Source organism: Desulfotignum phosphitoxidans DSM 13687, from assembly GCF_000350545.1.
Classification (GTDB): Bacteria; Desulfobacterota; Desulfobacteria; order Desulfobacterales; family Desulfobacteraceae; genus Desulfotignum; species Desulfotignum phosphitoxidans.
The window spans coordinates 578,665-598,666 of the sequence record NZ_APJX01000002.1 but is presented as its reverse complement, the minus strand read 5'-3'; the positions used below and the strand labels follow the sequence as shown (position 1 = coordinate 598,666).

The window sequence follows — 20,002 nt, the reverse complement described above, 5'->3', positions numbered from 1 at the left end:
TATGTCTGATTCAACCCCCGGGGAAGAACCCCCTGTCGCGTATTCGGGCCAGGACACTCCGGATCCCAGCCGGGTCCAGTACGGCATTGTTTTTGTGATCACCCTGGTGCATTTTACGGGTGATTTTTATTCCTCGTTTTTTTCACCGCTTTTGCCCGCGTTTGTGGACAAGCTGGGACTGACCCTGACCCAGGTGGGACTGCTCACCGGGCTGGTGCGGCTTTTGGCTTTTATGATCCAGCCAGTGGTGGGATATCTGTCCGACCGGCATGAGAGCCGGTGGTTTGTGTTTACCGGACTGTTTCTGGCGTTTTTCTGCATTCCGTTTTCAGGCATCGCTCCCAATTTTTATGTGCTGCTTTTGGTTCTGAGTCTGGGGTCTTTGGGCTCTTCCATGTTTCATCCGGCCACCACGGGCATGGTGCCGCTGTACAGCGGCAACCGCACCGGGTTCTGCCTGTCCATCTACAATACGGGCGGGACCCTGGCCTTTGCGTTGGGACCCGTGTTCATCACCTGGTATGTGGCCCATTGGGGCCTGGAAGCCATGCCCTGGACCGGAATGCTGGGACTGGTGGCGTTTTTGTTCTGTTTTCTATATCTGCCACGACCCAAAAGTGAAAACCTGTCTCACTTAGGATTTTTCAAATCATTGAAAGCCACTTTGGGGCCTGTGTACAAAATCATTTTTCTCATCTGGCTGGTCATGTTTCTGCGGGCCGTCACGGGCCAGGCATTCATGACATTCATGCCCATTTTTCTGGTGAATGAGGGACATCCGCTGCCCAGCGTGGGCCTGATTGTGGCGTTTTTCATCATAGCCGGCACCTTGAGCGGACTGTTGGCCGGATATATGGCGGACCGCACGGGGTTCAAAAAAATCTTTTTCATCTCTTATCTGTTCATGGCCCCGGCCCTGATGCTTTACCTGTACCTGCCCGGCCCCTGGGTATTTGCCGGCGCATTTGTGGCCGGTTTTTTCGTGCTGGCACCCTTGCCTTTAGGCGTGGTCATGGCCCAGAAACTGGTACCCCAGTCCCGGGCCATGGTATCCAGCCTGATGATGGGACTGGCCTATGGACTGGGCGGGGCCGTGTCTCCCCTGGTGGGGGGGCTGGCTGATGTCTACGGCATCGAACCTGTGCTGTTTGCCCTGTCATTCATTCCCTTGATCTGCCTGGGGGTCATTGCCCGGTTTCCCAGGGTGGTGTGATTCGACATGGCACAGGTGGTCCTGGTACAGCCGCCCATTGAGGACTATTACCTGACCCGCAAGCGCACCCTGCCCTATGGGCTGATGTCCATTGCCGCAGGGCTTAGGTCCCATGGAATCACCACAGCCATCATGGATGGCCTGGCCACCCGGAAATCAAAACCCATGCACCGGCCGGAACGGTTCACTTATATGGATGAATTTTACGGCCGGGCCGACCGGTCGTTGTTCTGCCTGTTTCATACATACCGGCATTTCGGGTATCACCTGGATCATATCGCTCTGGAAACAGCCCGGCATACGCCTTTTCTGGTGGGCATCTCTTCTTTGTTTTCCGCGTATCATGACACAGCCATGGCCACAGCCGCGGCCATTCGGCGCCGGAATTCCAACGTGGTCATTGTCATGGGCGGGCATCATCCCACCTTGTTTCCTGAACAGGTAATCGCTTGTCCGGACATCGATTATGTGCTCCGGGGAGAAGGGGAACACTCCCTGCCTCTGCTGTACCGGGCCCTCCAGGAAAACACCCCTGCCTCACAGGTTCCCGGCATCGCGTTTCAGGAAAATTCCGACAATGTTCAGAATCCGGGCCGACAGGTGATCCAGCCGCCTTACTGGACCCCGGATCTGTCCAAGCTGCCCATACCGGATCCTGTGGATCTTTCCTATTATCGCAGAAAACATCAGGATGCCATCATGGTGGTGTCCAGCCGGGGATGCCCCATGCCCTGTTCCTATTGTGCCGTGTCTGCCGTCTCCAGCCATGGCCGGTACCGAAAACGTCCGGTGGCCCATGTGATCAAAGAGATCCAAAACCAGGCGGCCGGACGGGATATCGGATTTATCGATTTTGAGGATGAAAATATCAGCCTGGACCGGGCCTGGTTTCTGGCACTGCTGGAGGGGATTTCAAACGTTTTTACAGACCGGCCTCCCGTGGAGCTGCGGGCCATGAACGGGCTGTTCCCTCCGTCTCTGGACATAGAAATGATCCAGGCCATGGCAGCCGCGGGATTCAAGACATTGAACCTGTCTGTGGGGTCCATGTCGGCAGCGCAGCTGAAACGGTTCCGGCGCCCGGATGTCCGGGCCGCCCATGATCAGGTTCTGGGCTGGGCCCAAAAACAGGGGCTTGACTGTGTGTCTTATCTGATTGCCGCGGCCCCGGGCCAGCATGCATCCGATTCTCTGGCGGATCTGCTGTATCTGGGGGCCCGGCCCACCCTGGCAGGGCTGTCCATTTTTTATCCGGCCCCGGGCAGTAAGGATTATGATCAGTGCCGGCAGTCAGGAATTTTACCAGGCTATTTTTCTTTGATGCGGTCCACGGCCTTTCCCGTGGATCACACCACCACCCGGGTTCAGGCCGTGACCCTGCTGCGCCTGAGCCGGATACTGAATTATCTGAAACATCGGGCGGATGCCGGTCTGGCACCCCCCTGCCCCGGGCCGGTGCCGCATGCGGACACGCTTATTGACCCGGATCTGGACAGGGAAAAAGTCAGTGACCGGCTGGTCCAGTGGTTTTTAAATGACGGCAACATCCGGGGCGTGGATCAGGAAGGACAATTGTATGTACACAAAACCGATCCGGATCTGTGCCGGGCCTTTGCGGCAAACATGCGCAGATATCCGCCAGTGGGGGTAAAACCCCCCCGGCGGTAACTCGATTTCACGCTAAAGATCGTACGGGGTCAGGCTTTCAAATCCGTTTTCCGTCACCAGAATGGTCTGCTCGAACTGGGCCGACAAAGACCCGTCATTGGTCACGGCCGTCCATTTATCCGGCAGCACATGCAGCTCTTTTTTGCCCAGATTGATCATGGGCTCGATGGTGAACACCATGCCGGGCACCAGGACCACGCCTTTGCCCGGAGATCCGAAGTGCAGCACCTGGGGCTGTTCATGGAAATCAATGCCCACCCCATGACCCACAAATTCCCGGACCACGGAACATCCCTGGGCTTCGGCATAGCTTTGAATGGCATACCCCACATCGCCTAAGGTCGCGCCCGGAGCCACGGCTTCCATACCCAGTTTCAGGGACTGGGCCGCCACAGACACGATTTTTCTGGCGGCCGGCCCCGGGGTGCCCACAAAAAATGTTTTGCTGGCATCGGCATAATACCCGTCCAGAATGGGTGTGATATCCACGTTCACGATATCTCCGTCCTGCAGGGCCCGGTCTCCGGGGATGCCGTGACAGATCACTTCATTGATGGATACGCACACGCTTTTGGGAAACCCCCGGTAGTTCAAGGGGGCGGAAATACCTCCGGCCTGGAGGGTCTGGTTGTGGACAAAGGTGTTGATCTCTTCGGTCACAAGGCCCGGACGGATCATTTTTTCCACCCCGTCCATGATCTGCATCAACAGTCTGCCCGCCCGCCGGATCCCTTCGATCTGGGCCGGGGTTTTTAAAATAATGTTGTATTGCTGTTTGTAGGTGTCTTTCACAGATACTTCCTTTTTACTGTTTCGACAGCAGTGTTTGTATTTTTTCCCACTGCCGCAGGGACATGGATCGTTTCTGCCGATCCTCACGGTTTTGGTTTTCATGGCATCACTGTTCCAGAGGCTGTCCCCCACAGGGAATGGGGATAGGCATTCAAAATTTTGATTTCCACCAAATCGCCGGCGGCCAGGGTGTCGGATGGAAAATGAACGATTTTATTGGCTTCGCTTCTGCCGGTCATCTGCCGGGTATGAGGCGTGGTTTTCACAAACCCGTCATGCTGTTTTAAGCTGACCCCTTCCACCAGAACCTGAACCACCCGGCCGGTCATCTGTTCATTTTTCTTCTGGGTCATGGTGTCCTGGAATGTCAGCAACCGGTTGAGGCGGGCCATTTTTTCCGTGTCATCCACGGGATCTGAAAATTTTGCCGCCGGCGCGGAGGACCGGTCTGAGTAAGCAAACGCAAAAATGGAATCAAACCCCACCTGTTTGACCAGGGCCATGGTTTGTTCAAACTCTTCCGATGTTTCAGACGGAAACCCCACGATAATGTCCGTGGACAGACCGATGTCCGGAATGGCGGACCGCAGGGCATCGATTCTGGAAAGATAGAGTTCCGCCGTGTATCCCCGGTTCATTTTTTTCAAAATCCGGTTGGAACCGGACTGCACGGGCAGATGCAGATGATCGCACACTTTGTCCAGATCGGCCATGGCCCGGATCAGATCGTGCGACAGGTCTTTGGGGTGCGAGGTGGCGAACCGGATCCGGTGAATGCCGTCAACACCCGCCACTTTTTCCAGAAGACCGGCAAATGAGAGGCTGTTTTCCTTGGCCCCATAGGAGTTGACATTCTGGCCCAGCAGGGTCACTTCCCGGATGCCTTTTTCCGCCAGTATCTCGATCTCCGCCACAATGGACTGCCAGGACCGGCTTCGCTCCCTGCCCCGGACATAGGGCACCACGCAATAGGTGCAGAAATTGTCACACCCCTGCATGATGGTGACAAATTTGGACACCGGGTTTTCCGCAAACGCCGTATCATCGGGCAGGGTCTCGAAAATGACATCCGACGGTGCCGTGTCCACGATCTGCCGCTGACCGGATTTCAATGCCGCAATATGGGTGCTAAACCGGGAAAATGCCTGGGTCCCCAGCACCAGGTCCAGGTGGGGCAGGCGCTGGAATGCGTTTTTCCCTTCCTGCTGGGCCACGCACCCGGCCATGACCGTGATGAGACGGGGGTTTTTTCGTTTTTCTTTGGCAAACCGGCCCAGAAAACTGAACGCTTTTTCCTCTGCCTTGTGACGGATGGCGCAGGTGTTGCACACAATAATATCCGCCTGTTCCGGATGCCGGGTCAGTTGATACCCTAAGGCATGTAACACGGTGCCCAGTTTTTCGGAATCATAGACATTCATCTGGCATCCGATGGTATGAATATGGGCATACCCGTTATAATGCATGAAATTCAACATCCTTTTTCAAATCCGCAATGATCTGAAATGCCTCTTCAACCTGGTCCGGTGCAATGGCAAAACGCACATGCCCGGTCCGGGCATCCAACGTGGTCACCACGGCAATGCCTTCATAGGCCTCGAATATGAATTTAATGAATCCGATGCGGGTTTTGTCCACCCGGTATTCCTTGTGCAGCATCTGCAGGGTCATTGGGTTGTTTCCCTATTTACAAAAAATGCAGTATACCACTAAAACCTGTCATTACTCAAACACTTTTCAGGCCATCGGCTTTGTTCCTGAATATCGGGCAATCCGGTCTAAACTTCCGGCCCGGAGCAATTGACAATTTTTGGCAACCCTTATATAAAATCCATCACATGCCAATAAAAACACACGTCACATATGCGGATATCGATCCGGACAACGCCCGCCGGCTTTCACAGGAACTGGGGTGCCATCCGGTCACGGCCGGCCTGATCTGGCACCGGGGATTTACTACCGTGGAATCGGCCCGGTTTTATTTGAATCCGGATTTTTCCCGCCTCACCGATCCGTTTGCCATGAAAGACATGCAAAAGGCTGTGGAACGGATCTATTTTGCTGTCATCAACCGGGAAAAAATTCTGATATTCGGTGATTTTGATGCCGACGGGGTAACGGCCACGGCACTGCTCCATGAATTTCTGTCCTGTGTGACCGACCGGATTACCTGGTATATTCCCCACCGTATCAAGGAAGGGTACGGCCTGCTCCCGGAACATATCCAGATGGCAGCCGAACAGGCCGTGGACCTGATCATCACCGTGGACTGCGGCATCAGCGGCACAGACGCGGTGGCGGCCGCTGCTATAGAAGACATGGATGTCATCATCACCGACCATCATGAACCCGGACCGGTGCTGCCACAGGCGGTGGCCATTCTGGACCCCAAACAGCCGGACTGCCCGTCAGGGCTCTCTTTTTTGGCCGGTGTGGGTGTGGCGTTTTTCCTGGTCATGGGACTGCGTAAATTCTTCCGGGAAAAAGGGATCTGGGAATCGTGTCCTGAACCCCGGCTGCTGCCGTTTCTGGACTTGTTTGCCATGGGCACCATCGGAGATATGGTGCCGCTGATCAACGAAAACCGGGTGTTGAGCATGGCCGGGATCCGACAGATGCAGAAAAACGCCCGGCCCGGGATCCAGGCCCTGGCAAAAGCGGCCCGCATCGATGTCACCCGGCTGGATTCCGATGACATCTCTTTTAAAATGGTGCCCCGGATCAATGCCGCCGGCCGGATGTCCCATGCCCGCATCTGCGTGTCTCTGCTCACCAGCCAAACTTTGGCGGATGCGGAAAAAATTGCCTTTCTGCTGGATGATCTTAATGCCCAGCGCCAGACCATTGAGCAGGAGATCATCATGCAGATTGAACGTCGCATCCATGACAACCCGTCCCTGCTGGAAAACCGGTTGCTCATGCTGTGGGACAAACACTGGAACCCCAGCGTACTGGGGATTGCCGCATCCAAACTGTCCAAAAAATATGTATGCCCGGTGCTTCTTTTATCCTGCAATCATGAAATGGCTGTGGGATCCGGCCGGAGCATCAACAACATCAATATCCATAAGGCCCTGACCGCCCATGCCCATCTGCTGGAAAAATTCGGGGGCCATGCCATGGCATCGGGCCTGACCCTTTCTCTGGACCGGCTGACCGACCTGGCAACCGGACTTCAGACCCATCTGCAAACCCATTATACCCGGGAAGATTTCTCAAAAACCCTGACCATCGATGCCATACTGGACATCTCCGACATCCGCCTGGATCTGGTCCGGGACCTGGACCGGCTGCGGCCCTTCGGCATGAACAATCCCGAACCTTTGTTTCTTGCCAGGCACCTGAAAGTGGTATCTTCCCAGATCATCGGCCGGTGCCACAGAAAAATGATGCTTCAGAGCGCTGACAACCAGTCTGGGCCCGTGGTGGAAGCGTTTCATTTCAATGTACCGGACACCCGTCAACTGCCTGTTTTCTATGAACAGCTGGCATTCCGCCTGAAACAAAGCAAATTCAAGGCAGATACGCCCCAGATGATTGTTGAGGAAATGTAAGTTCAGACAACGTCAGCGGCGCTTTATAATCAAGATTATGTGTATTTCGAATTTCAGCAAGCTCTTTTTTTATTGAAAAAAAAGCATCCATCAGCTCAGGATCAAAACTTTTTCCACGCTCTTCGGCCATGATATCAAACGCTTTTTCCACAGAAAAAGCTTTTTTATACGGGCGTTTGGAAGTAAGGGCATCAAAGACATCGGCAATGGCGGTAATTCTTCCGGCTATTGGAATATCCAGGCCTTTGAGTTTGTATGGATATCCACAGCCATTCCATTTTTCATGATGGGTCAAGGCAATTGCCTCGGCCGTTTTGAGGATACTTGAATCTGACCCGCTCAAAATTTTCCCGCCAATTATTGTATGCTGCTTCATGATCTTCCACTCCGACTCATTTAGGGGACCGGGTTTCATCAGGATCTGGTCAGGAATTCCAATTTTTCCCACATCATGCATGGGGGATGCATATTGATAGGTTTCTATCTCCTGATCACTGAGCGATAATGCCTTTCCAATTGCATGGATATAATATCCAATGCGCTGGATGTGTTCCCCGGTTTCCATGTCTCTGTATTCTGCCGCCTGGGAAAGCCTCAGTATGGTGTCCATGGAATATAAACGCAACTTGTCGGATGCAGACTGCAAATCATCAAGCGCCTGCTTCAGGCTGACGGTTTTCTTCTCAACCTCTTTTTCCAGTTTTTTCTGATAATTGTGAATATTGTCATTATATTCCTTAATTTTAAGCAATGACTTTACCTTGGCTTTTAAAATAATCTGTTCCACCGGCTTGGACAGGAAATCTTCCGCCCCTGCTTCAACCGCTCTGACACGTTCAGGCAATTGATCATGGGCGGAAATGATCAAGACAGGAATATTTTTTGTTTCATCGTTCTTTTTCAGCTGACGGGTCACATCCAGCCCATCCATTCCCGGCATTTTTACATCCATGAGGATAAGGTCCGGACAAAGGGATACCGCTTTTTCCAGGCAGTCAATGCCGTCAAACGCTTCGCTCACATGATAAGACATTCGAGACAGAATGGTATTCAACAAAAGTCGATTCATTTTGTCATCGTCAACAATTAGAATTTTTCCAACATTGTTCATTCGGATTGTCCTTGAGGCTGCGCCACTGGAAATGTCAACTCAAACACGGCACCCCCTTTTTCTTCATTCGTTTCAACAGCAATGGTTCCTGAGTGGGCTGACACAATATTTCGGACGGTTGAAAGGCCAAGCCCCACACCGGTTTTTTTCCCTGTGGTGGTGAATGGGTCAAAAATGGATTTTTTGACCTCTTCAGGAATACCCGGTCCATTGTCTGAAAATCGAATCTTGATACGATTTTTATCCCATTTGGTTTCAACCCGGATTATTTTCTCCGGGATCTCATGGTTTGAATTAAAAAAAGCATCTTTTGAATTCATGATAAGATTCTCAAGAACACGATGCATTTGATCTGAATCAAAACAAACCTGGACATTACCGCATCCGATATGTCTGGAAAACAGGGAAATCCCCAGCTGTGACAGCCGCTCCTTATGAACGGTCAATGTTGTTTCCAAAAAAGGAACCAGCAAAACCGCCTCACTGTTCAGCCGGGGGGCATACCCTTTTGCAAAATCCAGTATTTCAGCGATCATCCGATTAAGCCGAACACCTGATTCCATCACATAGGACAAATTTTTAGAAATTTCTTTTTCGCCAAGAGTTTCGGAATCCTGCTGGGCGATCTGGGTAAATCCCATGATCGTATTCAACGGATTCTTAAGGTCATGGACCACGGCACTTGTCATCTGTCCAATGGCGGTCAATCGGGTTTCCTGCTCATTGATATTTTTTTCCAGAAAGCGATTTTTTAAATGGGTGGCAATGCGGGCTTTCAATTCCCTCATTTCAAAAGGCTTGGGAACATAATCCGTGGCACCGATTTCAAGCCCGGCCTCAACCGCCTCTCCCCCGGACTTTGCAGTGACCAGGATAATCGGCACCCTGGAAAGGAAAGGATCTTTACGGATTTCACGACAGAGTTCATATCCGTCCATCTCAGGCATCATCACATCAGATATTATCAAATCCGGATTCATGCGCCTGGCCAGATCCAGACCTGTGCGCCCGTTTTCTGCCTGCTCCACCAGATATGTTTCAAAAAGATTGCTGACGATGAATGCCCTTAAATCCGGGTTGTCCTCCACCACTAAAATTTTCTGGGCGTCTGGTGGCACTGATTTTTTTTTATCTGCATATCCCACATCAATGCTGTCAACCAGACCGCTGCCCTTGCTCATGTCGGCAAACAAGGTTTTTTTATTGATTTTGCCCCTTTTATGGTATTCCCTGCCCACCAGTGCCTCAAGCCTTTCTTCCACAATTTTGTCGATCTTTCTCCGTCCAGTGCTCTTTCTACGATCGTTTTCAGGGGAACGGGGTTTCATTGGAAGCTCAACCCGAAAAACAGATCCTTTGCCGATTTTGGAATGTACGTCGACTTTTCCGCCATGGAGCAGGGTTAACTCACGCACCATTGCCAGGCCGAGTCCTGTCCCCTCATTATTCCGGGAATGCTGGTCGTCTACCTGATGAAACCGTTCAAAAAGATTGTCTATCTTATCTTCAGGTATCCCCAACCCCGTATCCTGAACTTCAAACCAGATAACCTGGTTCTCTTTTCCGGCACGAATGCTTATTTTACCGTTGTCTGATGTGAATTTCAGCGCATTTGAAATAAGGTTGGCTGCAATGGTTTCCACCTTTTCAATATCAAGGGCGGTATCAGGAATTTCATCCGCACCGGAAACAGTCATTTCAATATTTTTTTGTTTTGAATAAGGAAGGCTTGCCTGAACAAACTCAGAAAGAATTTTACCCAGATTCCCCACTTTATAGTGACAGGTCAGCTTCCCTACATCTGCCTTGGCAAAATCCAGTATGGTGTTCACCTGCCTCAAGAGTCGATGGGCGTTTGCTTCCATTGACCTGAGCATGGGAACAGGATCTATATCATTCCAGCCGTGTAAAAGCTGTTCAAGGGGGCCGATGATCAGGGTCAACGGGGTTCGAAGCTCATGGCTCACATTGGCAAAAAATCGCATTTTTGTCTCATCGAGCTCACGTAATTTCTTGTTGGTCGCTTCAAGTTTCTGAGTTATTTTTTCAAGGTTTTTGTTTGAATTTTCAAGTTCTATCCTCGTTTTTAATTGTTCTAATCTATTTCTATTCTTAAAAAAAGTTCCAATGATACATAAAATCATTGTCGTTAATAAGAAAAAATTATTGGATACAATATTAGATAAGTTGTCGATTTTATAAATATTATCATCATAAATTAAAGGTAATGGCAAAATGTAATATATGTATATGATTAAACATGAAATACTAGCTCGTTTTACATCAATAGGTAAAATTAACACTGTAACCAGTAGTATTAAATTAATACCTGCATAATATATGCTATAAGGCCCGCCAGTTATATGACACATAGTAGCAATTGCAACACCATTTGCTACTATGATAAGCATGCCGATATTTTTTATATTATTTTTTTCATAACCGCTTTTTAAGGCAAGGAATAGAATACTAAATACAATACATATAGTGGCTCTTATTAACCAAATTTTGGGATATTCTTCAGGAAATGAAAATATATCTAAAATACCAAATACCGGATAGAAAAATATTGTGATAAGACAAGCCAGTTTTACCATTTCTAAACAAAGGCTTTCTGTTTCTTTCTCAAATTTTTTTCTTAATTCATCATCTTCAATGTACTCATTAAAAAACAATTTAATATTTTCATATAGCATAGGGATACCTCCAATAACCGAGATCTGTAAAAATCAAATATCTCACCATTTTGTAGGTTCCCAAATTTAGTTCCTCAGTTGGTTCAGTTTTAAATAATCATTTTTAGCTCAATTTATCATGTCCATTGATACTAAATTATTTTCTTGTAAATTTCCTTTAAGTATTGAACTCTCTTTGCCTGTACTTTTTCATTGAACACTTGTTTGTAAGCACCAATAAACCCATCTTCTAATTCTTCAACAGTCATTTTTTTGGGTTTGTATAGTACGTCAAAAAACGTACACTTATCCCAAAAAGGCTCATTTTCTAATAAACGGTCTTCTCGTTTTAAGCGTTCTAACAATCGGGAACCAGGTAATGGCGTCGCAATTGTCAACTGACCTGTTATATTGTTTTCATCCATAAATCCAACGACATTCTTAAACACATTTTTATCATCATTGTCCAAGCCAAAAATAAACGAGCCAAAAACAATAATTCCATGTTTTTGTATTCTTTCAATATTTTTACTATAGTTTGATAATTGTTTATATTTCCAAGAATTAATATTTATTAATTTTAGATTTTCAGGATCAATACTTTCAAAACCGATTAATAATAATAACCCACCACTTTCATATATTAATGACAATAATTCTTCATCTTCACCAATAGAAATATCTGTCTGTGCCCACCAACGAATGTTAAGGTCTTTGATTGTTTTCAATAATTTTTTGGAAAATTTTTTATCAATAAATAAGTTGTCATCTGCGAACAATATAACTTTACCTGGAAAGTATTCTTTTATTTTTTTAATTTCACGAATTATTTGCTCAATCGTTTTTTTTCTAAATTTGCTTCCATAACATTTTGTAACCAAACAGAATTCACAATTATGTGGACATCCTCTGCTCACCTGTATCGGTATCATGTTATAAAAAATTTTGTTATTTTTAAAATAATCTTTTCTTGTTAAAAGGTCATATCGGGGAGTGGGAGATTTTGTTAAATCAACAAAAGTGCCTTCTGGCTGTTTATAGATCTTTTTTTCTTTGTTGTTTTTAAAATCTTCCAAGAATTGCGGCCAGAGATCTTCACCTTCACCCATAATAACAGTATCCACCCATTCTAATGCCTCATTCGGCAAAAATGAAGCATGAATGCCTCCCATTACAACATACGTGCCTCTTTTTCTAAATTCTTTTGCAATTTCATAACTGCGAATGACCTGTTGGGTCATTGCAGAAATACCGACCATATCATATTGAATATCAAAATCAATTTCTTCAAAATCTTCATCAATATACGAAATGTCGATATCTGGCGGGGTAAGAGCTGCTATTGTTATTAAACTCAAGCTGGAAGTGTTGTATGCTTTTATAAATTTATTGTTTTCATCTAATGACTTTTTTATCTTTGGGTTTATAGCCCAAGTATAACGTTTAGTCCCGATCAAACAAATATGATTTAATTTTCTAATAGACATATTTTAATTTCCCATGTTGATCTTTTCTTCAATTGCCTGGATAAAATCACCAACAGTATTGATATTGGCCAGGAGCGATTCTTCAATAATTATATCAAACCGCTTCTCAATCTTTGCCAATATTTCTATTGCCATTAACGAATCAAGTCCCAGCTCTTCAAATATCAATGTGTCATAAGTTATACCGGAAGAACCAATTCTTGTGATTTCAGACAGGGTGTCAATCAAGGTCACATTAACATTGTAGTTTCTTTTCTGAAGCATTGATTTTTTCCTATAATTTTTAAATAGTTATAAAATTGTAAACAATCTATATCTGATTCATCAATTTGGGAATCTTATACGCCGCAATCGTCTCACTTAAAAATTGTTTGATCTTGATATATTCATCTTTCATATCTTTTTCTGTATCCATCATGATTCCAGCAGAAAGCGTGTTATCCGCGAAATCAATCATAGCGTCCTTTATCCCTGGATACATAAGGATCGCTTTTCTCACTTCCTGCAAATCAATCATATTCCCTTTTAATTTCCGGGTATTTTTTTTCTCTTTTAGAAAAATCAGATGATCATTTTCCATCTTGCCGATATCACCGGTTTTAAACCAGCCACCTTTAAACGCGTCTTGTGTTTCTTTGGTTCGTTTGTAATATGAATTTGTCATATTTGAATTTTTTATTACTATTTCTCCATAGCCGTTATGATCGGAACAAGATATCTGATATTGAATGCCGTCACAAAAAGGGCCGATTGTTCCGGCTTTTGCCTGTTTTCTGATATTCCTGCTGACCGGCGTGAATTCAGTAAGCCCATATCCGTGCAGCAATTCAATATCAAAGGCTTGGATAATTTTTTGATAATTCTCTTTTGTAAGTCTGCTTCCCCCTGAAACAAATACGTTTAATGAAGACAGATCAACCGATTCTTCTCTACAATTAAAAAGAAGCTCATAAATTTCAGGGACGGCAGTTATTGAATTTATTCTGTATTTTCGAATATAATCAAACAGTTTTAATGGATTAACCGTTTGTGAAAGCACAGAAGTCATCTGGTACAACAATGGAACAAAAAGACAGCCGATTAAAGGGAAGATATAATAAAATGGCAGGATTACCAGCATATTCTCTCCCGGTACAGGTTTTAATCCTTTGACCAGTACTTCAGCTCCCATAAGGTATTGCGCATGGGGAACCATGGCGCCAAGGGGGTAGCCATATCCCCTGTATGTGTAATTTATTGAAGCAATACGTTCCTCTATATCTGCAGGATCGGATTGATTTTTGGAAGCCTGGTGCAGCTTGAATTTTCCGTTTGATCTTAAAATAACGATTTTGTTTTTCAGATATGGCGCTATCAACGGCAAAAATTCCTGTTCCGCGATAACGGCATGGGGGTCTGCATTTGAAAATATTTCATCAAGCTCAATTTTTCTATAAGCCAGATTAACAGGGACCGGCTTTGCCCCGATATCCATTAAAGACAAAAAAACAGAAACAAAGTCCACAGAATTTCTCAAAAAAAAAGCGACCAGATAATTGTTTTGTATGCCTGATTTTTTTAAAAATTTTCCCATATCATTTATTTGTTCCATTAATTTCTCAGCTGACGTATAAACAGCTGAGTTGTCAGACAACAGTTCAATATAGGCTGGATGATCTCCCCAGGTATTCAAAGATTGAAATACAATATCTGTAATCTTCATGAATAAGGTTTTTCTCCCGTAAGGATGACAACCTGCTCAGGCTTGCCTAAAGATGATGTCACCGTGATGTCTTTAAAACCGGCATTTTCAAGCATGGCGACAAGCTCTTTGTCTGAATAGAATCTAAAGTATCCATCTTCTTCCAGTTCAAAAAGACTCGCAGCTTCGTTTAACATCGCTCTGGCGGCTGTCAGATTCATTTCCTGGTCTTTAATTTCTGTATCAGCCAGGTCAAATTTCTGAACTTTATTAATATAGTCTGTAAAAATCAGGGATATATCACTGTCCGGTTTCATGGACGAAACCAGCAGCCGGCCTCCAGGTTTCAGCATTCTATAAAAATCATAAATAATGTCATCCGGGTTATAAAGATAGGAAATAAAAAGGCTTGCCACAATTTTATTAAAATAATTGGCCTTGAAATTCAAATTCATTTCCAGACCATTTTTGCTGAAATCCAGCCGCTTGAAAATCAAATCAGAAGTTCGGATATGGATGTAATCTTCATCTCTAATCAAATTTTGATGAACATATTTTTCATTGATCATATCGTGAGCAAATAAATCTTTATTGATGAATCTGGCAGCACGGTTAAATTCTAAAATCGTTTCATACGCGTCAATACTGAAAATGTCTTTTAAATACGCGCTGTCATCAGGGGTAAGAACCGCCCCTTTCATGATGGCATACAGCCTTGGTGAATTGTTCTGCAATAATTGATCAATGGTAATATTCATCAACCCATCAATTCGATTTCGTAAAAAATTAAAATCAAGGGAGTCCTCTTTGACAAATTTTTTAACGGGAATCAGTCTGTTTGGGTCAAGGTCCATCTGAATCAATTCAATTTTTTCAGGAACAAGTGATTTATATGATTTAAAAATCTTTTCACATTTGGCTTTTGATTTGTCCAATGCTTCCCGGACAAGGTCAACCAGCACCAGATGGGTGTCATTGATATTTTTTTTCCGCTCTGCAAGATCCAGGAGCATATTTTCAATAAAGATGCCGGTTCCGCATCCTATATCCGCAAAGACCTCTCCATTTTCCAGTCCGATCAGTTCGCTTTGAAGGGTTAAAAATTCTCTGAACACCTTGATATTTTTATAAAAATCATATCCGACACTGTTGCCTTGACCCATCAGATATTGTTTCCAGTAATCATCCGGCCTGAATTTTTCGGTATTTTCAAGTCGTTCCCGTTCATAGGTGATCAGTGCCACCATATTTTTTCTATCCGGGGCAATCGGATTGAAATCTTTCTTGAATTGCATCCGGTAAATTAACTGAGTGATCAGTTTAAATGTCTTTATGGCATCGTCACTTGAACGAAGGTTGTGCCCGGCTGGTATTTCAATGACTTCCCGCATACCATCGGATTTGATGCTCATCATATCAATGATTTCATTTTCAGGGATCCATCGGTCATATTTTCCATATATCCAGGTTACAGGAGTTGAAATCTTTGACATATCCAGCCTGGCGTCTGTGATGTATGCATATTTATTATCGATAAGATCCCGGGCAATATTATCCACATCCAGAAGATGGCCCAACACCCCTGCCAATCCGCTTTGAATACCGATTCTTGCATTTCCGATGATATCCATCCCGCCCATAACATTGCCAAACGAGCTCTGACCACATGTGGCGCCCATCACATTGATCAGGTAATCAATTTTTTCATTGTTCGGATCAATCATTATCTTTCGGGCGTCCAGCGCTGACATGCTGAATGCAACCAGAATCACCATGCTCGGCTTAAATAAAGGATTGTTATACACGTACCGCAGGGTTGATCTTAAATCATCCAGCCCCTGAGTGATCTGGTAGTGAAGCATTTCATAGCCGCGTTTTGGAAACATTTCCTTATTATAACTTTCCCCGGGTCTGTTAATGCCATCATACCGGATCGTTATGATATCTTCATTTACATGACGATAATTTGTGATCAAAGTCGATACAAGGGGGGATAATGTTTCTTTTTTCTTGCCAAACGCAGGCGGGAGAATGACAACCGGTGCCAAGGTGTTTTTGCGGGTATAATTAAGGAGTGCGGTAATTTTTTTGCCTGAGCTGTTGTTATATGTGACAACCCTGGATCTGGGCATTTGCCTCACAAAGGATGGAAGAATTTTCTGATATAGCTTTTTTTTCTTCCATTCTGAATCACAAAATTTTTTAAATATAAAATCAGACCGCTTGATCCCGGCTTCTACACCGATTTGAAGCACATTGCTGCCATTGAATCCTTGTTTTTTTATTACATGACGTATCTCGCCAAATGATCCCAGCCCATAATTTTTATTTAACGTATAATTGATCGCTTGGCCTGACTTGATCGAATTTTCAATCCATTGATCCAGTGAAAATTCGCACAAAAACCCACGGCGGCTGATATCAATCAGTCTTCCCTGAAATTGTCTGTCTGGTATTCCATCCAAGTGAATGGAAATTTGAATATAATCGACGGACATTTCCCTGTTACAGGCTCTTTTTTCCAACTGATACAAAATAGGCGGAAAAGCAAAAATTACGCTGTCATTATCATACCCGATACATTTTGTTTTAAAATAATAGCTGCCGCCATCGAAATAAAAAGAGAAATAGGAGGGATGATTTTCACTCAGTTCCAGGGTAATTATGTCCGTCTGATTTTCGGTTATAAATACCTGATCCTGAATATTTATCTTGTTGATAATTAATTCAAATACGTTCTGACTATTCTCAAATAAAACGGTTAAAGGGATTCTTTCTTTCATTACATGGTTGAAAAATGTATTTATTTTGCCTGGCGCAGAAATTTTATATTTATCTGCGATTTTTTCTTTTGAAATGGTTTCCTGCATGTTTTTTAATGCAGAACTAGAAGCCGTGCTGACAATAAAATTATATATTCTTTTCTGGTCAATTTCATTAATATCCGCAAACAGGACCCCGGCGCTATTTATCCCCTTAAAACAATTTTTGATGACATAAGATATAATACCCGTGGTTTCGATTTTTCTTGAGTCATCCGGCAGCCAAAACTCAAGGTCAATCTTGTCTTTTAAGCAAAGATCTCCCCTGAAGCTCAAAAGGCATCCTTCGGGAGAAATGTTTTTTATGGAAACGATAGGGATATTGATATTCTTGCTGGAAATATCAGTCAGACGGCACACGGTGCGGGGAATTTTTCGTTTTTCAGCTGTATATGAAATTTTTTCAGGGGGCGATGGAAATGAGATGGATGGTTCATCCTGCATTAAACAGTATTTTTTATACATAGATCAAACCCTTTGCAATTCAGGCATTCAACAGTTTTCACAGGGAACAGCCTAAGAATACACGATTTTTCTCTCATTGGGAGACAATGCCTCATTCAAGCATTTTCCAATTTTATTTTTTGTTACCTGGGTTGGATCCATCGATTTTCCCATATAACGAAACACGCTCCCCTTCCTGTTTCAGCCGGGTGATCCGGCCGATTCAGCATCTTAAATAAAGCTTTTGATCCCAACAGTATCCTTCACTAATCTTAATTAGATCATTTTGTCAAGGGCTTTTTTTTGAAATATTCAAACCTTTTTTAACAATATGAATCTTTATAGATAAAATAAGGTAAATGGGTTACTAATTGAGAAATAATGGGAAAATTCCGGAAATTTTTGCTTTAATCAATGGCGGTCATGTGAACAAATCTCAGATTTAGAATAATGGAAAAACGGTTTTGCGTCCTTATGTAAAGGAGCCATTTTTTTGTTGAAACGTTGCCTGGCAGAACAGAATCGTTAAAATAAAAAAGGCTTTCAACCCTGAAGGCTGAAAACCTCTTGTCTTATGTCTGTGGCGCGCCCGGAGAGATTCGAACTCCCGACCCCCTGATTCGTAGTCAGGTACTCTATCCAGCTGAGCTACGGGCGCCCATAAGACCCAAAGTTTATATCAGGAATGAATTCATATTTCAAGACTTTTATATGCAATAACCATTTGACCTTGCCCCAAAAGGTTTATATAAGTATAGCCTGAATTATGGATGATCAATTTTACATGATGCTGGCCATCAAACAAGCAGAGCAGGCCCGGCTTGCCGATGAGGTCCCTGTGGGGGCCGTGATTGTGGACAGTCACCACCAGGTGATCGGGCATGGCTTCAATGCCCCGATTTCCACCTGTGACCCGACCTGTCATGCGGAAATGACAGCCATTCGTATGGCTGCGCGCAACCGGAACAATTACCGGTTGACCGGCACCACCTTGTATGTCACCATCGAGCCTTGTATCATGTGCATGGGTGCGATCATCCATTCCCGGATCAACCGGGTGGTCTATGGTGCGGCAGACCCCAAATGGGGGGCGGCCCGCTCTTTGTACCGGATGGCGGAAGATTCCCGGTTGAACCATCACCCGGAAATGGTATCCGGGATTTGTGAAGCACAAACCAGAGATCTCATGAAACATTTTTTCAAGAACAAAAGGAGCACGACGTGTTAAATACAGTGATAATCGGGACCCAGTGGGGGGATGAAGGCAAAGGCAAAATCGTGGACCTGCTCAGCGAGCATGCGGACTATGTGGTCCGGTTCCAGGGTGGAAACAATGCCGGTCACACCATGGTGGTCAACGGCAAAACCTTTATCAGCCACCTGATCCCCTCGGGCATCATTCAGGGCAAAAAATGCTTTATCGGCAACGGTGTGGTGGTGGACCCCTTTGTTCTGCTCGAGGAAATCGACTATCTGTCCTCCAATGAGATCGACGTGTCACCGGACATGCTGAAAATCAGTGACCGGGCCCATATGATCATGCCCTATCACAAGGCCATAGACAAAGCCAGGGAAGAAAAAAAAGGGGATAAAAAAATCGGTACCACAGGCCGGGGCATCGGTCCCTGCTATGAGGACAAGGCCACCCGCCGGGGTATCCGGTTCTGTGATCTGATGAATGTGGATCGGCTCAAGGAAAAAATCAAAACGATTCTGGAAGAAAAAAACTTTTATCTGGAACACTATTTCAACACCACCCCCATCCATTGTGATCAAGTCATCAGCCAGGTGATGGCCATCCGGGACCGGTTGCTGCCCTATATTGCCGACGTGTCCATTGCTCTGCACACAGGGCATCAGAACGGAAAAACCCTGTTGTTTGAAGGGGCCCAGGGAACCCATCTGGATGTCGAACACGGCACCTACCCGTTTGTGACCTCATCGTCCACCGTGGCCGGCAATGCCGCCGCCGGATCCGGCATCGGTCCTAAGTATTTAAAGGAAATCATCGGCATTGTCAAAGCCTATACCACCCGGGTGGGGGAAGGCCCTTTTCCCACGGAACTGTTTGACGGCACGGGGGACATTCTCCAGAAAACCGGTGCGGAATTCGGCGCCACCACGGGCAGAAAAAGACGGTGCGGATGGCTGGACATGGTCATGATCAAAAACGCGGCCCGGCTCAACAGTCTCACCGGGCTGGTCATCACCAAACTGGATGTGCTGGATGACCTGGATGAAATCAAAATCTGTGTGGGATACCAGGACAACGGCAACACGTTGTATGAATTTCCTTCGGATATCAACACCCTGACGCATTGCACACCGGTTTATGAGACCCATCCGGGATGGAAACAGCGCATTTCCGATATCACCCGGTATGAAGATCTCCCGGAAAATGCCAAAAAGTATCTGGATCGAATGGAAGCATTGTCCGGGGTGCCCATCAAGATCGTTTCCGTGGGACCGGGCCGGGAATCCACCATTATCAAAGAATCGATTTTATAATTTGACTTTTATCAATTTTTAATATATTTAATACAGGTTTTTCAGAG

General features: G+C 45.5%; 14 protein-coding genes and 1 tRNA gene. 5 read left to right on the top strand and 10 right to left on the bottom strand.

Annotated elements, in window-relative coordinates:
* Position 1: 1 nt before the first annotated feature.
* Positions 2 to 1,213, top strand: coding sequence for an MFS transporter (locus tag DPO_RS07260; protein WP_006965145.1), 1,212 nt, complete (start codon positions 2 to 4; stop codon positions 1,211 to 1,213).
* A gap of 6 nt (positions 1,214 to 1,219) precedes the next feature.
* A complete protein-coding gene (locus tag DPO_RS07255; RefSeq protein ID WP_006965144.1) occupies positions 1,220 to 2,881 on the top strand; it encodes a B12-binding domain-containing radical SAM protein in 1,662 nt (553 codons plus the stop codon).
* A gap of 12 nt (positions 2,882 to 2,893) precedes the next feature.
* Here DPO_RS07255 and DPO_RS07250 read toward each other — a convergent pair whose 3' ends face one another.
* The 3 genes from DPO_RS07250 to DPO_RS07240 are packed head-to-tail and all read right to left on the bottom strand — an operon-like array spanning position 2,894 to position 5,344.
* Positions 2,894 to 3,775: a methionyl aminopeptidase gene (locus DPO_RS07250; RefSeq protein WP_006965142.1), complete on the bottom strand. Its 882-nt coding sequence runs from the start codon at positions 3,773 to 3,775 to the stop codon at positions 2,894 to 2,896.
* Entirely contained in the window at positions 3,772 to 5,139 is a 1,368-nt protein-coding gene (gene miaB / locus DPO_RS07245; protein WP_006965140.1) for a tRNA (N6-isopentenyl adenosine(37)-C2)-methylthiotransferase MiaB, read from the bottom strand. Before miaB ends, DPO_RS07250 begins: the two co-directional genes overlap by 4 nt.
* On the bottom strand, positions 5,129 to 5,344 hold the full coding sequence (locus DPO_RS07240) for a DUF4911 domain-containing protein (RefSeq protein WP_006965138.1): 216 nt from the start codon (positions 5,342 to 5,344) through the stop codon (positions 5,129 to 5,131). The genes miaB and DPO_RS07240 overlap by 11 nt, the downstream gene beginning before the upstream one ends.
* 167 nt (positions 5,345 to 5,511) lie before the next feature.
* Here DPO_RS07240 and recJ point away from each other — a divergent pair, with 167 nt between their 5' ends.
* A complete protein-coding gene (recJ, locus tag DPO_RS07235) occupies positions 5,512 to 7,227 on the top strand; it encodes a single-stranded-DNA-specific exonuclease RecJ (protein WP_040011704.1) in 1,716 nt (571 codons plus the stop codon).
* On the opposite strand, the gene DPO_RS07230 is transcribed toward recJ, so the two are convergent.
* The 7 genes from DPO_RS07230 to DPO_RS07200 form a co-directional block, all read right to left on the bottom strand.
* Positions 7,187 to 8,338: an HD domain-containing phosphohydrolase gene (locus DPO_RS07230; protein WP_006965134.1), complete on the bottom strand. Its 1,152-nt coding sequence runs from the start codon at positions 8,336 to 8,338 to the stop codon at positions 7,187 to 7,189. The two genes, recJ and DPO_RS07230, sit on opposite strands and share 41 nt — an antisense overlap.
* Positions 8,335 to 11,034 (bottom strand): ATP-binding protein, encoded by a 2,700-nt coding sequence (locus tag DPO_RS07225; RefSeq protein ID WP_006965132.1) that lies wholly within the window; start codon positions 11,032 to 11,034, stop codon positions 8,335 to 8,337. Before DPO_RS07225 ends, DPO_RS07230 begins: the two co-directional genes overlap by 4 nt.
* A 131-nt stretch (positions 11,035 to 11,165) precedes the next feature.
* On the bottom strand, positions 11,166 to 12,500 hold the full coding sequence (locus tag DPO_RS07220; RefSeq protein ID WP_006965130.1) for a B12-binding domain-containing radical SAM protein: 1,335 nt from the start codon (positions 12,498 to 12,500) through the stop codon (positions 11,166 to 11,168).
* A 3-nt stretch (positions 12,501 to 12,503) separates the two neighbouring features.
* The gene (locus tag DPO_RS07215) at positions 12,504 to 12,764 is read right to left on the bottom strand and encodes an acyl carrier protein (RefSeq protein ID WP_006965128.1); all 261 of its coding nucleotides are present in this window, start codon (positions 12,762 to 12,764) and stop codon (positions 12,504 to 12,506) included.
* Positions 12,765 to 12,810: 46 nt separating this feature from the next.
* Positions 12,811 to 14,202, bottom strand: a complete 1,392-nt coding sequence (locus DPO_RS07210) for a class I adenylate-forming enzyme family protein (protein WP_006965126.1) — start codon at positions 14,200 to 14,202, stop codon at positions 12,811 to 12,813.
* Complete coding sequence (locus DPO_RS07205; protein WP_160166899.1) at positions 14,199 to 17,447, bottom strand: methyltransferase domain-containing protein; 3,249 nt, start codon at positions 17,445 to 17,447, stop codon at positions 14,199 to 14,201. The genes DPO_RS07210 and DPO_RS07205 overlap by 4 nt, the downstream gene beginning before the upstream one ends.
* A gap of 581 nt (positions 17,448 to 18,028) precedes the next feature.
* Positions 18,029 to 18,105, bottom strand: a tRNA-Arg gene (locus DPO_RS07200).
* A gap of 108 nt (positions 18,106 to 18,213) precedes the next feature.
* On the opposite strand from DPO_RS07200, the gene tadA reads away from it, so the two are divergent.
* Positions 18,214 to 18,675: a tRNA adenosine(34) deaminase TadA gene (gene tadA / locus DPO_RS07195; RefSeq protein ID WP_006965122.1), complete on the top strand. Its 462-nt coding sequence runs from the start codon at positions 18,214 to 18,216 to the stop codon at positions 18,673 to 18,675.
* Positions 18,669 to 19,955 (top strand): adenylosuccinate synthase, encoded by a 1,287-nt coding sequence (locus tag DPO_RS07190; protein ID WP_006965120.1) that lies wholly within the window; start codon positions 18,669 to 18,671, stop codon positions 19,953 to 19,955. The genes tadA and DPO_RS07190 overlap by 7 nt, the downstream gene beginning before the upstream one ends.
* Positions 19,956 to 20,002 lie beyond the last annotated feature (47 nt).

What these genes read in the sequence shown, in the direction of transcription:
- DPO_RS07255 (WP_006965144.1), top strand. Translation starts at nt 1,220, where the DNA reads ATGGCACAGGTGGTCCTGGTACAGCCGCCCATTGAGGACTATTACCTG.
- DPO_RS07230 (WP_006965134.1), bottom strand. Translation starts at nt 8,338, where the DNA reads ATGAACAATGTTGGAAAAATTCTAATTGTTGACGATGACAAAATGAAT.
- recJ (WP_040011704.1), top strand. Translation starts at nt 5,512, where the DNA reads ATGCCAATAAAAACACACGTCACATATGCGGATATCGATCCGGACAAC.
- DPO_RS07225 (WP_006965132.1), bottom strand. Translation starts at nt 11,034, where the DNA reads ATGCTATATGAAAATATTAAATTGTTTTTTAATGAGTACATTGAAGAT.
- DPO_RS07250 (WP_006965142.1), bottom strand. Translation starts at nt 3,775, where the DNA reads ATGAAAACCAAAACCGTGAGGATCGGCAGAAACGATCCATGTCCCTGC.
- DPO_RS07220 (WP_006965130.1), bottom strand. Translation starts at nt 12,500, where the DNA reads ATGTCTATTAGAAAATTAAATCATATTTGTTTGATCGGGACTAAACGT.
- miaB (WP_006965140.1), bottom strand. Translation starts at nt 5,139, where the DNA reads ATGCATTATAACGGGTATGCCCATATTCATACCATCGGATGCCAGATG.
- DPO_RS07210 (WP_006965126.1), bottom strand. Translation starts at nt 14,202, where the DNA reads ATGAAGATTACAGATATTGTATTTCAATCTTTGAATACCTGGGGAGAT.
- DPO_RS07260 (WP_006965145.1), top strand. Translation starts at nt 2, where the DNA reads ATGTCTGATTCAACCCCCGGGGAAGAACCCCCTGTCGCGTATTCGGGC.
- DPO_RS07240 (WP_006965138.1), bottom strand. Translation starts at nt 5,344, where the DNA reads ATGACCCTGCAGATGCTGCACAAGGAATACCGGGTGGACAAAACCCGC.
- DPO_RS07215 (WP_006965128.1), bottom strand. Translation starts at nt 12,764, where the DNA reads ATGCTTCAGAAAAGAAACTACAATGTTAATGTGACCTTGATTGACACC.
- tadA (WP_006965122.1), top strand. Translation starts at nt 18,214, where the DNA reads ATGGATGATCAATTTTACATGATGCTGGCCATCAAACAAGCAGAGCAG.
- DPO_RS07205 (WP_160166899.1), bottom strand. Translation starts at nt 17,447, where the DNA reads ATGCAGGATGAACCATCCATCTCATTTCCATCGCCCCCTGAAAAAATT.